At 63.4% G+C, this 13,042-nt stretch carries 13 protein-coding genes; 7 read left to right on the plus strand and 6 right to left on the minus strand.

Annotated elements, in window-relative coordinates:
- Window positions 1-275: 275 nt before the first annotated feature.
- From RC54_RS14450 to RC54_RS14465, 4 genes are read left to right on the plus strand one after another with little or no spacing between them, the layout of a single operon-like run.
- Window positions 276-1,373 carry a LacI family DNA-binding transcriptional regulator gene (locus tag RC54_RS14450; protein WP_058895810.1) on the plus strand — a complete coding sequence of 366 codons (1,098 nt, stop codon included), beginning with the start codon at window positions 276-278 and terminating at the stop codon, window positions 1,371-1,373.
- The gene (locus tag RC54_RS14455; protein ID WP_058895811.1) at window positions 1,370-2,713 is read left to right on the plus strand and encodes an extracellular solute-binding protein; all 1,344 of its coding nucleotides are present in this window, start codon (window positions 1,370-1,372) and stop codon (window positions 2,711-2,713) included. Before RC54_RS14450 ends, RC54_RS14455 begins: the two co-directional genes overlap by 4 nt.
- 18 nt (window positions 2,714-2,731) lie before the next feature.
- Window positions 2,732-3,610: a carbohydrate ABC transporter permease gene (locus RC54_RS14460; RefSeq protein ID WP_058895812.1), complete on the plus strand. Its 879-nt coding sequence runs from the start codon at window positions 2,732-2,734 to the stop codon at window positions 3,608-3,610.
- The gene (locus tag RC54_RS14465) at window positions 3,610-4,530 is read left to right on the plus strand and encodes an ABC transporter permease subunit (protein ID WP_058895813.1); all 921 of its coding nucleotides are present in this window, start codon (window positions 3,610-3,612) and stop codon (window positions 4,528-4,530) included. The genes RC54_RS14460 and RC54_RS14465 overlap by 1 nt, the downstream gene beginning before the upstream one ends.
- Window positions 4,531-4,586: 56 nt before the next feature.
- Here the strand turns inward: RC54_RS14465 and RC54_RS14470 are convergent, their stop codons facing one another.
- Complete coding sequence (locus RC54_RS14470) at window positions 4,587-5,285, minus strand: type 1 glutamine amidotransferase domain-containing protein (protein WP_061789551.1); 699 nt, start codon at window positions 5,283-5,285, stop codon at window positions 4,587-4,589.
- A 133-nt stretch (window positions 5,286-5,418) separates the two neighbouring features.
- Here RC54_RS14470 and RC54_RS14475 point away from each other — a divergent pair, with 133 nt between their 5' ends.
- Window positions 5,419-6,330 carry a LysR family transcriptional regulator gene (locus RC54_RS14475; RefSeq protein WP_174526100.1) on the plus strand — a complete coding sequence of 304 codons (912 nt, stop codon included), beginning with the start codon at window positions 5,419-5,421 and terminating at the stop codon, window positions 6,328-6,330.
- Between the two features lie 95 nt (window positions 6,331-6,425).
- Here the strand turns inward: RC54_RS14475 and RC54_RS14480 are convergent, their stop codons facing one another.
- Window positions 6,426-7,751: a dicarboxylate/amino acid:cation symporter gene (locus tag RC54_RS14480; RefSeq protein WP_058895816.1), complete on the minus strand. Its 1,326-nt coding sequence runs from the start codon at window positions 7,749-7,751 to the stop codon at window positions 6,426-6,428.
- Between the two features lie 317 nt (window positions 7,752-8,068).
- Between RC54_RS14480 and RC54_RS14485 the strand changes: the two genes are divergently transcribed.
- Window positions 8,069-9,646 (plus strand): HAMP domain-containing methyl-accepting chemotaxis protein, encoded by a 1,578-nt coding sequence (locus RC54_RS14485; RefSeq protein WP_164471219.1) that lies wholly within the window; start codon window positions 8,069-8,071, stop codon window positions 9,644-9,646.
- Window positions 9,647-9,657: 11 nt separating this feature from the next.
- Here RC54_RS14485 and RC54_RS14490 read toward each other — a convergent pair whose 3' ends face one another.
- The 4 genes from RC54_RS14490 to RC54_RS14505 all read right to left on the minus strand — a co-directional run bounded on the left by RC54_RS14490 (window position 9,658) and on the right by RC54_RS14505 (window position 11,795).
- Window positions 9,658-10,074, minus strand: a complete 417-nt coding sequence (locus RC54_RS14490) for a GNAT family N-acetyltransferase (RefSeq protein ID WP_017450357.1) — start codon at window positions 10,072-10,074, stop codon at window positions 9,658-9,660.
- Between the two features lie 42 nt (window positions 10,075-10,116).
- The gene (locus tag RC54_RS14495; protein ID WP_017450356.1) at window positions 10,117-10,551 is read right to left on the minus strand and encodes a PaaI family thioesterase; all 435 of its coding nucleotides are present in this window, start codon (window positions 10,549-10,551) and stop codon (window positions 10,117-10,119) included.
- Between the two features lie 7 nt (window positions 10,552-10,558).
- A complete protein-coding gene (locus tag RC54_RS14500) occupies window positions 10,559-10,861 on the minus strand; it encodes a Dabb family protein (protein WP_061789549.1) in 303 nt (100 codons plus the stop codon).
- A gap of 73 nt (window positions 10,862-10,934) precedes the next feature.
- A complete protein-coding gene (locus tag RC54_RS14505) occupies window positions 10,935-11,795 on the minus strand; it encodes a LysR substrate-binding domain-containing protein (RefSeq protein ID WP_058895819.1) in 861 nt (286 codons plus the stop codon).
- Window positions 11,796-11,926: 131 nt separating this feature from the next.
- Between RC54_RS14505 and psrA the strand changes: the two genes are divergently transcribed.
- Window positions 11,927-13,018 carry an iron-containing alcohol dehydrogenase PsrA gene (gene psrA / locus RC54_RS14510; RefSeq protein WP_061789548.1) on the plus strand — a complete coding sequence of 364 codons (1,092 nt, stop codon included), beginning with the start codon at window positions 11,927-11,929 and terminating at the stop codon, window positions 13,016-13,018.
- Window positions 13,019-13,042 lie beyond the last annotated feature (24 nt).

The following is a 13,042-nucleotide window of genomic DNA, read 5'->3' on the forward strand; positions in this document are numbered from 1 at the left end:
CCTTCTTTACATCGAATGGCCTCTCCAGTTCTTTTTTGCAATTTATTCGCTCTTGCTTTACATTGGAACGTTCCAACTACCGCTATTCTCGCGAAGATTTATGACCTCGTGATTACATCTGGCCGCAGCGCAGAAAAACATTTTTGTGCCTGTTGCACAAAGCGTCATATATGATTGCGCTGCCCGGCCAGCCGCCGCACCAGGGCTGCCCACCATTGCTGAATCATCATGAAACACCTCCACGGATCGCATTCACCGCTGTACCTGCCCCAGTCATGACCCGCCTCACCATCAAGGACGTCGCCAAGGCTGCCGGCGTGAGTTTCCAGACGGTCTCGCTGGTGCTGAACCACCCCGAGAAAGTGGCCCCCAAGACGCGCGAGCTGGTGCAAAGCGCCATCGATGCGCTCAATTTCATTCCCAACGTGGCCGCGCGCTCGCTGCGCAACATCTCCACCAAGACCCTGGCTTGCGTGATGTTCAACGGTTCGTCCTACGACGAACGTTCCGAGCGCACCCAGGACACCCACTACCACAACGTGGTGCAAACCCTGACCCGCGCCGCCGACCGCGCCGGCTATACGCTGCTGCAACGTAACCTGATGCGCGAGGATGAAGCCTCGCTGGTCTACGTGCGCGACCTGTTCCTGGCCGGGCGCATCGACGGCATGATCGCCATGGTCAACCGGGCCGGTAATCCGGTGGTGGCCGAACTGCACCGGCTGGGTTATCCCTGCGTGGTCTATGGCATGGCCGATCCGGTCTGTCACCACGTGGTGCAATCGGATCGCCAGGCCGGCCTGGCGGTGGTGGAACACCTGTACCGCACCGGCTGCCGCAAGATCGCCCTGGTCACCGGCCCACAAAAGGACCACCTGCCCGGCAAGTCGCGCGAGGATGGCGTGCCCACCTCCAGCGAGGCACGCTATTTCGGTTATCTGGATGGACTGGAAAAATGCGGTCTGACGCCGCACCCGGAATGGATAGTCACCGGCGACTGGTCGCTGGAGAGTGGCTATCGCGCCGCCGCCCAGCTATGCCACCAGGCCGAACGGCCCGATGCCATCTTCCTGGGCAATGACCGCATGGCGCTGGGCGCGCTCAAGGCGCTCTACGACCTGGGCGTGAAAGTGCCGCACGAGATCAGCGTGGTCGGCTTCGACAACATGCGCTATGACGACTTCAGCATCCCCTCGCTCACCAGCGTGGATGCCCCCATGCTGGACATGTGCGAATTCGCCGTGCGGCTGCTGCTGGAACACATCGGGCAGCGCGGCCAGCGCAAAACGGACGGCGGTGAACCCGCGACCCTGGTGCAGAAAGTGTTCTCGACCCACCTGGTCATCCGCGACAGTACCCGCCCCATCATGTGAAGACCCTGCGCATCCCCTGCCGACCGTGGCATCGCTCCTCACTGCTCGTACTGGCACTGGGGCTGTGCCTGCTGCTGGTCATGCCACGGGCACCAGCCGCCAACTTCGAATTCTGGAGCAGCCACGCCGGCGCCACGGCCGCTGCGGTGCGCCAGCTCTGCGCCGGCTTCAATGCGGCCCAGCACCAGCATCACGTGCGTTGCGTCATCCCCGGCACCTACGAGCAGACCATGCAAAAGACCATCGCCGCCTATCGCGCCGGGCAGCAACCGGCGCTGGTGGAAATCTATGACGTGGGCACGCTGGACATGATGTTGAGCGGCGCCATCGTCCCGGTGCACCAGTTGATGGCCGAGCATGGCCAGGTGGTGGACTGGCAGGACTACCTGCCGGCCATCCGCAGCTACTACACCGATGCCCAGGGCCAGTTCGACTCCTTGCCCTTCAATGTCTCCACCGCCGTGCTCTATCTCAACACCGACCGGCTACGCCGCGCGGGCATCAGCACGTTGCCGGCCACCTGGGGCGAACTGGAACAAGCCGCCCGCCAGCTGCGCGCAGCCGGCCAGGCCTGTCCGCTGGTGAGCGACTTCAATCCCTGGATCATGCTGGAACAGGTCAGCACCATCGAAGGCGCGCCCATCGCCGACCAGGACAATGGTCACCTGGGCTTGTCCCGCCATTACCTGTTCGATCAGGGCCTGCACCTGCGCTTCATGCAAGAAGTCTTGCGCTGGTACCGCCAGCATCTGCTGGTGCAAGGCGCAGCCACCCGCGCCGGAGGTCATACGCTAGCCTTCACCACCGGTGAATGCGCCATGCTGCTGGACTCCAGCAGTGCCTGGGATGCCGTGGCCAAGAGCGGGCTGAAGAACGTCGCGGTACGGCCGCTGCCGATCCATGCCGACAGCACGCGCCACAACAGCGTACCGGGCGGGGCCTCGTTATGGGTGATGAAAGGCTTCAGCCGCGAGGTCTATGCGGCGGTGGCCGCGTTCATCGCCTACCTGCAGCAACCGCAGAACCAGCTCATGCTGGTGCGCCAGACCGGCTACCTGCCGGTGACGCGCCAGGTAGCAGCACAGATCATGGATGACGCCAGCGGCTATCCGCCCTCGGTCGTGGCCGGCATCCATTCGCTCGATACCGCGGCCAGGCAATGCGGCGTCGGCCCGCGCCTGGGATTTTTCCCGCAACTGCGGCTGGCCTGGACCGAACAGGTGCAGACCGCCCTGGCCGGCGAACAGGACATGCGCCAGGCCCTGGCCCGTGCACGACAGCGCGGTGATGGTCTGCTGCAGCGTTTTCGCCGCACCTATGCCGCACCGGTCTCCCCCTGAAGCACCATCCTACCCATCATGAACCAACGTCCCGCCTTCCCTGATCGCTGGTTTCCGCTACTGCTGGCCACGCCACAGATGCTGATCGTGTTCCTGTTCTTCCTGTGGCCGGCCATCAAGGCCATTGCCTGGTCGCTGTACCTGGTGCGCCCGTTCGGCAATGGCTCGGTGTTCGTGGGACTGGACAATTACCTGCGCATCCTCAGCGACGACGCCTTCTATGGTTCGCTGCGCGCCACCCTGGTGTTTACTGCCGGCAGCACGCTGCTGGCCGTGGGCATGGCCCTGGCGCTGGCAGCCTGCCTGGAACTGGACGTGCGCTGCAAACGGCTCTTGCGCAGCATCTTCATCTGGCCCTACGCGGTGGCCGGGGTGGTGATCGGCATCGTGCTCAAGGTGCTCATCAATCCGGTCACCGGCGCCCTGGCCTTTCTCAACCATACCTGGCCGGGCCTGTGGGCACCCCATCTCTATGGCGAACAAGCCATGCTGGTACTGATCCTGGCCTTCGCCTGGACCCAGGTGCCGCTGAACTTCATCCTTTTTTCGGCGGCCCTGCAGCGCATCCCGGTCGATCTGCTGGGGGCGGCCGCCATCGATGGTGCCGGGCCCTGGCGGCGCTTTGCCGACATCCAGTTGCCCATGATCGCCCCGGCCCTGCTGCTGGCCTGCGTGATCAACGTGATCGAAGCCTTCACCCACGGTTTCGGCCTGGTTGATGCGCTGACCCAGGGTGGTCCCGGCCGCAGCACCGCGATCCTGGCCTACCAGATCTATTCGGATGGTTTCATCGGGCTGGACCTGTCGGGCTCCTCGGCCCTGTCGGTGATCCTGATGCTGTTCATCGTGGCGCTGACGCTGTTGCAGCTACGCTTTTTCCGCCAAGGAGGATGGTGATGGTCGAACGGCATCCCCTCATGACCGCCCTGGCCTACTGCGTACTGGCCCTGGGCCTTTTGCTGGCGCTGGGGCCGCTGTACCTGATCCTGTGCTCGGCTAGCGTCTCCAGCCAGCAGTGGCTGACCCAGGGAATGCCCTTCACGCCGGGCACCGCACTGCTGCACAATCTGCACGAGGTAGCGCAACGCATCGACCTGGGACGCTACCTGTTCAATAGCCTGCTGGTGGCCAGCCTGGTGGTGGCCGGCAAGCTGTTGCTATCCTCGGTGACCGCGTTTGCCGTCACCTATTTCCAGCCGCGCTGCCGCGGCCTGATCCTGGCCCTGCTCTTCAGCGCCCTGCTGCTGCCACTGGAGGTGCGCATCGTGCCCACCTATGCCGCCGCTTCCGACCTGTTCGAGCCGCTGCGCGCCCTGCTGGAGGCCACCGGCATCGATGGCGTGCTGCACGATCTGCTTGGCCTTCACATCGTGCCTTCGATCAGCCTCATCAACACCTATGCCGGCCTGTCGCTGCCGCTGGTGGCCTCGGCCACCGGCACCTTCCTGTTCCTGCAGTTCTACCGCACCATCCCGCCCGAACTGGTGGAGGCGGCGCGCATCGACGGCACCGGCCCGTGGCGCTTTTTCGTGGACATCCTGCTGCCGCTATCCAAGACCAATTTTGCCGCCCTGGGCGCCATCGTCTTCATCAGCACCTGGAAGGACTACATGTGGCCGCTGGTCATCACCAGTCACGACCAGATGCGCACCATCACTCTGGCCATGGCCAGCTTCATCCCCATCGAAGCCGGCCAGATGCCGGAATGGAACCTGCTGATGGCCGCCGCCCTGGTCGCCATCGTCATCCCGGCGCTGTTCGTGGTGGCCACCCAGCGCTGGTTCGTCAAGGGCATCATCGGCACCGAAAAAAACTAAGGCCCGTCCATATGCTGGACAGGCCTTGTTTGCCGCAGGCGACCGAGGATGGACGATCAAGCCGCCATGCCCAGCGCCTCCAGCAGCACCTGCGCCACCCGCTCCGAGGATTGCGGGTTCTGGCCGGTGATCAACTGACCATCGCGCACCGCGAACACCTGCCAGTTATCGGCTCCTTCGAAGACCCCGCCCAGCTCGCGCAGACGACTCTCCAGCAGGAACGGCACCACCTCGGCCAGTCCCACTTCGCGCTCTTCGGCATCAGTGAAGGAATTGACACGCTTGCCTGCCACCATCGGCTTGCCATCGGCGCGCACGGCCGAGACCAGACCAGCGGCGCCATGGCAGACTGAAGCAATGTACTTGCCGGCGCCAAACGCGGCCTCCACGGTCGCCTTCACATTGGCATCGGTGGGCAAGTCCCACATGGTGCCGTGGCCGCCGGGGAAGAACACGGCATCAAACGCATCGACCTTGACCTGCCCCAGCGGCAAGGTCTGGGCGATGCGTTGCTGCAGCTCGGCATCGGCCAACATACGCTCGACGATGGCATCGTTCTGGCCCTGGGCCTTGACGCTGCCCGGATCGATGGGCGCGCGGCCACCGGCGGTCGAAGCGATCACCACCGAGGCGCCGGCATCGACCAGCGCGTAATAAGGCGCCGCCAGTTCCTCGGCCCACAGGCCGGTGGGCTTGTCGGTGTCGCCCATGCGGCTGCTGGAGGTGACGATCATCAGGATATTGGGGGTCTTCATGCTGTTCCTTTCTTCATCAGGGGGAAGCGGCAACTGCACAAAAATGCGTTGCCAGCATGGACGCCACTTTATTGCCTCCCGCAACGAAGATAAACTGGCTTCCAGTCAATTCATTCATTACATCATTGAACAAATGCGCAGCTTCGACCCCGTCCAGCTAGGCAGTATCGAACTCTTCTGCAAGGCTGCCGAACTGGGCAGCTTCACCGCTGCCGCCGAAGCGCTGGGGGTCACGCCCGCCTCGGTAAGCCGCTCCATCAGCCGCCTGGAAACGCGCCTGGGGGTGCGCTTGTTTGCCCGCACCACGCGCCAGATACGGCTCACCCGCGAAGGCCAGCTCTACCACGAGCAATGCCGCCAGGCGCTGGAACAGATCGCCGAAGCCGAGCGCTTCCTGACCGGCCAGCAAAAAGTCCCCAGCGGCCTGTTGCGCATCAGCGTGGGCACACCCTATGCGCACTACCGACTGTTGCCCCTGCTGCCACGCTTCCAGGCCCGCTATCCGCAGATCGAGGTGGAAGTCAGCATTGCCAACCGCGTTATCGATTTCGTCGAGGAAGGCTATGACCTGGCCATCCGCCTGGGCATCCCACAGGATTCGCGGCTCATCGCCCACCCGCTGGAAGACGCCACGCTGGGCGTCTTTGCCGCCCCGGCCTACCTGCAGCGGCGCGGCACGCCGCACAGCGTGGCCGAGCTGGAACAGCACGACTGCATCCAGTTCATCCTGCCCAGCACCGGGCGTGCCATGCCGTGGATCTTCAAGGATGCCCAGGGACGCGACGTGGACTTCCATTTCAAGAGCCGTCAGCGCATCCACGACGACGTGCTAGGCTGCGTCAACTGGGCCATTGCCGGCGGCGGACTGTTCCAGATTTATCACTTCATCGCCCAGGCCGCCGTACAGCGCGGCGAACTGGTGGAAGTACTGCAGGCGGCCGGCCATCGTACCCGGCGTTTTTCCATCCTCTATCCGCACAACCGGCATCTCTCGGCGCGGGTGCGGGCGTTTGTCGATTTCCTGATCGAGGCGGTGCGGACCTGATCCCGCAAAGACATCGGCCCCATCGCCGCGCCAGCAATGACGCGAGGATGGGGCCGATCAGGCAGGCTGTACGGGAGTGCGCTCCCGCAGTCTGCTTAGTGATGCATCTTGGCTTCGGTGCGATCCAGCACGGCTTCCGGTGCCTGCGCGTCTTCCACGGTCTCGTTGTTCAAGACCTTGGTCAGGCGCTCGCTATCCAGTTCGCCACTCCACTTGGCCACCACCAACGTGGCCACGCCGTTGCCGATGGTATTGGTCAGGGCACGGGCTTCGGACATGAAGCGGTCGATCCCCAGAATCAGCGCCAGGCCGGCGACCGGTACGTGGCCCACTGCCGACAGCGTGGCGGCCAGCACGATGAAGCCGGACCCGGTGATGCCAGCCGCGCCCTTGGAAGTCAACAGCAGCACGCCCAAGAGCGTCAGTTCCTGCACGAAGGTCATGGGGGTGTTGGTGGCCTGGGCGATGAACACGGCCGCCATGGTCAGGTAGATGGCGGTGCCGTCCAGATTGAAGGAGTAACCGGTCGGGATCACCAGACCCACCACGGTCTTCTTGGCGCCGGCGTTTTCCATCTTGGCCAACATGCGCGGCAGCACCGATTCCGAGGAGGAAGTACCCAGCACGATCAACAGTTCTTCCTTGATGTACTTGACGAACTTCCAGATCGAGAAGCCGTGCAGACGGGTGATGATGCCCAGCACCACGAAGATGAACAGCAGACAGGTCAGGTAGAAGGTGCCCATCAACTTGGCCAGCGAGAACAGCGAACCCACGCCGTATTTGCCGATGGTGAAGGACATCGCACCGAAGGCGCCGATCGGGGCGACCTTCATGATTGCGCCCACCACCGAGAACAGCACGTGCGAAATCTTCTCGATGAAATCGAACACCAGCGTGCCGCGGCCGCCGAACTTGTGCAGCGCGAAGCCGAACAGCACCGCCACCAGCAGCACCTGCAGCACGTCACCCTTGGCAAAGGCGTCGAACATGCTGGTGGGGATGATGCCCATGATGAAATCGGTCACCGAACCCATCTTGCCCGGGGCGGTGTAGGAGGCGATGCTCTTGGTATCCAGCGTGGAGGGATCGACGTTCATGCCCACGCCCGGTTGCAGGAAGTTCACCAGCAACAGGCCGATGATCAGAGCTACGGTGCTGACCACTTCGAAATACAGTAGGGCCAGGCCGCCGGTCTTGCCGACCTTCTTCATGTCTTCCATGCCGGCGATACCGATGACGACAGTGCAGAAGATGACCGGCGCGATGATCATCTTGATCAGCTTGACGAAGCCTTCGCCCAGCGGCTTCATGGCTTCACCCGTGGAAGGATAGAAGTGGCCCAGCAGGATGCCGATCACGATGGCACACAGGACCTGGAAATACAGTGACTTGTAAAGGGGCGGTTTTTGCGCCGACATGGTGCTTTCTCCTTAAGCGTGGATGACCGGCAGGTCCAGCCAGACCTGCCGCCAGCCGTTATCGGATCGTCGTCCGTTCAGGCCAGTTGATTATTTTCTGTCCGGGAGAACTCCCCCTCCCCGGTTCGGCCGCAAGTATCTCTCAGCCGATTCCGGGCCGGTATTGTGGGAAACCACATAGCTTCAGGAAACAGGGACGCAAACTGCTCTATTCTTCATTCTGCATAGCAACAAGATTCGCTATATTCTGTGCTGGACTGAAGGAACCCTCACCACTCCTCCCCCTTCTTTCCGTCCGCACTCACAAGGAAAATATCGTGCAACGAAAACTGACGGTTACCGCTCGCCTGGCGCTCCTGGTAGCGGTAATGTGCGCCAGCGTGCTTTTGCTGGCCTGGCGCGACATGCTGGGCATGGCTTCCAGCAACGACAAGCTGCGCTATGTCTATGAAGACCGGACCATGGCCCTGGTCCACATCGCCCGGGTGCGCGATGCGCTCTACACCAACCGCGACGTCATGGGGCGCGCCCTGATGCTGGCCAACGTACCGACCGCGCCCGGTCCCGATGGGGCCAGCGCCCATGAACAGATCCAGCAGTGGCTGGGCCGCCTCAAAGGCCTGGACGCTAGTTTCGAACAAGCCTGGCAAGCCTACCGCGCCACCCGCCTGAGCCCGGAGGAGCAAGCCCAAGCCGAACGCTTCGAACAAAGCTGGAAAACCTACCTGCAAGAGCGCAACCAGGTCATCGAACTGATTGCCACCACCCAGTTATTGCAAGCCAACCAGAGCTGGACCCAGTTGACCCCACGCCTGGCCTCATTGGCCACCGAACTGGGCAGGCTGGGGCAGTTGCAGGAAAGCCTGACCCATGAATCCTACAACGCCGCCCTGGAGGAATACGCCACCCTGCGCCGCCACAACCTACAGATCGCCGGCCTGGCACTGGCCGTGGGCTTTGTCATCGCTCTGTGGATCATCTGCAGCCTGCGCCGCCAGCTCGGTGGCGAACCCGACTACGCGGCCCACATTGTGCGCCAGATCGCCGAGGGCAACCTTGGGGTGAGCGTGCGACTGCGCCGCCGTGACCGTGGCAGCCTGCTCTATGCCATGCACACCATGCGCGAACGGCTCACCGAGATCATGCACGCCGTAACGCTGTCGACCCAGGCGCTGGAGCACTCCTCACGCCAGCTCAACGCCACCGCGCACGACTTGGCAGAGGCCTCCAGTGAACAGGCGGCAGCGGTGGAGGAAGTCCACAGCGCCATCACCAACATGAGCCGGGCCATCCAGCAGACCGGCGAACACGCCCGCCGCACCGACCAGATCGCGGTGGCAGCAGCGGCCGATGCCGACAAGAGTGGCGCGGCGGTGCAGACCACGGTGGCGGCCATGCGCGGCATCGCGCGCCAGGTCGGGGTGATTGACGACATCGCCTACCAGACCAACCTGCTGGCCTTGAACGCGGCCATCGAAGCGGCCCGGGCGGGGGAACATGGGCGCGGCTTTTCGGTGGTGGCCGCCGAAATCCGCAAGCTGGCCGAGCGCAGCCAGGGCAGCGCCCACGAGATCAGCGTGATTGCCCAGCAAAGCGTGGAGATGGCCGAGCAAACCAGCCAGCGACTGGTCGATGGCACCCTGCAGGGAATACGCCAGGCCTCGCAGCAGATCAACCAGATCACGCTGTCCTCGCGGATGCAGGAAGAAGGGGTACAGGAAATCGGTTCGGCCGTGGCCCAGCTCAATGACACCACCCAGCGCAACGCCGCCGCCTCCGAGGAACTGGCCACGACCGCCGAAGTGGTGGCCGAACGTGCGCATGAATTGAGCGCCCAACTGGCTTACTTCAGGCTGCAAGACGACCTGCCACGCGCCAAGGCGCAGCCGGTCTGAGATTCAAAGACTCAAAGACGGGCGCGCATGGTGATGTGGGCGATGCCGGCCTCCATGAACTGCTCGCCTTCACGCGCAAAACCGTGGGCCTGGTAGAAACCTTCAGCCTGGACCTGGGCATTGAGGATGACTTCGACATCGCCGCGTTGGCGCGCCGCCTGCATCAGCGCCTGCAGCACCGCGCCGCCCACGCCCTTGCCACGCCCGGCCTTGCGCACGGCCATGCGACCGATGTGGCCGTCCGGTAGCAGGCGGCCGGTGGCCAAGGGCTGGCCGGCATCGTCATAGGCCACCGCGTGCAGGCAATGCGGGTCCATGTCATCCAGCTCGATCTCGGCCGGCACCTGCTGTTCATCGACGAAGACTTCGAAACGAATCGGCTGGGCCTGGGCGCGCAGCGCTTCCCAGTGATCTACGGTGATTTTCATTGCAACGTTCCTGCACAGGGTTCAAAACAAGAGCACATCGGCTCATTCATGATCGAGCTTGCGCGAGATATCCAGCCGCCGGATCAGCTTGAAGGTGCCCATGGCCTTGGCCACCAGGCGCTCGCCATTGAACAGCTCGGCCTGGCAAAAGCACATGGTGGTGGAGCGATGATAGGTATGACCGCGCGCGATGATGGTCTCGCCGGCATGACCGGCCGGTTGCAGGAAGCTGGTGCTCATCTCGACGGTAGCCGAGGATTTGGCATCCGGCACCCCGGCCCGCGCCGACAGGCCCATGGCCACGTCCAGCAGGGTCATGCTGATGCCGCCCTGGGCCACCTGCCAACTGTTCATGAATTCCGGCTTCAGGCGCAGCGCCATGACGGCGCGGTCCTCGCCGTAGGCCAGCACTTCCACGCCCAGCGCTTCGAGGTAGGGATTACCTTGCGGGAAGACCTCGCTCAAGGGCAGACTCATGCCTGCCTCAGATCTCGTAATCCATGCACTGGCGCGCTTCGCGCACGGCACCGATGAAGGGCTTGATGACCACGTGATCAGGATGTTCCTGGTAGGCGTCCAGCGCCTCACGCGAGGCGAACTCCGAATACAGCACCACATCGTAGGTGGCTTCCAGGCCGGGCTGCGCCAGCACGGCTTCGAACTTCAGGATGCCCGGCACCACATTGGCACAACTGTCGAGCAATTCTTTCATCTTGCGCAGGTTGGTGGCCTTGTCGGCGCCTTCTGCATGGTCCTTGAGCTTCCACATCACGATATGCTTGATCACGGTCGGTCTTCCTGGGTCAGAAATGAAGAAACCGTAATGATAAGGCAAAGCGATAGCCCAGGCGGTCGCGCCTTCAACTGCGCGCCGCGATCTTCATGAAGGAACCGACCAGCCGCCCTTCGCGACGTTCGGCCAGGCAATAGACATAGGTGTGGGTGCTGACCGGATCGCCCTCAATGCGTACCATGCGAAAACGTTCATCTGGAATGAATTCGGCCTCCGACACCGTGCCCAGGCCCAGCCCGCGCGCCACGGCCTCGCGCAAAGCTTCACGACTGCCGATTTCCATCACGATCCGGGGGCTCACGCCGGCCTGCTGCATGGCTTTTTCCAGTGCCAGGCGGGTGGTGGAACCTTGCTCGCGCATGAGCATGGGCTGCTGGTCCAGCTCGGCCAGCGCGACCGCATCGCGCTGGTAGAAAGGATGGCTGCGATGGACGAACAGCACCACCGCATGGTCGGCATAGGGCAAGGCATGAAAGCGCGCATCGTCGGTAAAACTGGCCAGTACGGCCACATCGGTCACGTAGTTTTCCAGGTCGGCCAGCGTTTGTGCGGAGTTGCCCAGCTTGATGGATAGCTCGACTCGCGGATAGCGGGCGCGATAAGCATCGACCATCTCGATCACGTGGAACGGCCCCACCGCACCGATACGCAGATGTCCCACATGCAGCGCCCCCGAATTGACCAGGAGGTTCAGGGCATCCAGCTCCAGTTCGGCAATGTTCTGGGCGATCGGCAAGAGGCGTTGCGCGGTCTCCGACAGGTCCACTCGCCGCCCCCGGCGAAAGAACAGTTCCACGTTGTGCTCGCGCTCCAGCGATTGCACTTGCGTGGTCAGGGTCGGCTGGCTCACACCCAGCGCCCGGGCCGCCGCCGAAAAGCCGCGGTGGCGCGCCACCGCCAGGAAAGCGCGTAATTGGGAGGGGGTCATCTATAGATCCTATCAATAGCTCGGTCCAGTTTTGATGATTATATCGATAACAGGGGCGTCACAATGTCTCTTTAAGCTCTTGTCCTGTCAACGCTGACGCCTTTGCTTGGCTTGAAAAAGAGAACGACACCATGTGGCATTTCCATAACCCGGTCACCCTCCATGCCGGCGCCGGCAGCTTGGCACAACTGCCGCGCCTGCTGGCAGGTCGCCGCGCGCTGCTGCTCACCTTTCCCGACGCCGCCGCGCTGGGGCTGGAAGACAGCGTGGCCGAACTGCTGGGCGTGCAGTTGGCGGGCATCGACAATACCGTGCAACCCAACCCGGATGTGGCCTGGCTGGCTGACATGTACCAGCGTCTGTGGCAGCAGCACGCCGATGTCCCCTGCTTGATCGCTCTGGGCGGCGGCAGCGTCATCGACTGCGCCAAGGCCATGCTGGCACCCACACCCTCGGGCCGTTTTGATGAAGTCCTCGCGCACCTGCGCGAAGAATCGGCCTTCCAGCCCGAGCCGACGCGCCTGAAGTCGCTCATCGCCATCCCCACCACCGCCGGCACCGGCAGCGAGGTCACGCCCTGGGCCACGCTGTGGGATGCCAGCGGCGGCCGCAAGTATTCCCTGCACCGCCCCTGGACCTGGGCGCAGGCGGCCATCATCGATGCGCGCCTGATGTTGAGCCTGCCTGCCGCCACTACCCTGGCCAGCGGCCTGGATGCCCTATCGCACGCCCTGGAGGCGATCTGGAACGTGCATCGCAATCCGGTCTCCTCGACCCTGGCCGTGGCAGCTGCGCGCACTATCCTCGTCAAGCTGCCGGCCCTGATGCGCCAGCCGCGTGACCTGGCCCTGCGCGAACAGATGGCACTGGCGGCGCTGCAAGCCGGACTGGCCTTTTCCAATACCAAGACCGCGCTGGCCCATTCTTTGTCCTATGACATTACGCTGCGCCAAGGCGTGGCGCATGGCATCGCCTGTTCCTTCTCGCTGCCGCATATCCTGCGCCTGGCGTTGGGGCGCGATGCCCAGGTCGATACCCTGTTGCTGCAGATCTTCGATGCCTACAGCGCCGAACAGGCGATTGCCCGCCTGACCGGTTTCCTGGAAGCGCTGGGCGTGTCCACCGATCCCGCCTGCTATGGTCTGGGCGGGCGCTGGGAGGCCGCGCTGCAGGCCGCCCTGCAGGGGACGCGCGGGCGCAATTTCATCGCCGCAGCCTGCTGAATCCCCCTTACCTTCCGCCAAGGA

Origin of the sequence: Herbaspirillum rubrisubalbicans (genome assembly GCF_003719195.1) — a bacterium.
GTDB lineage: Bacteria > Pseudomonadota > Gammaproteobacteria > Burkholderiales > Burkholderiaceae_D > Herbaspirillum > Herbaspirillum rubrisubalbicans.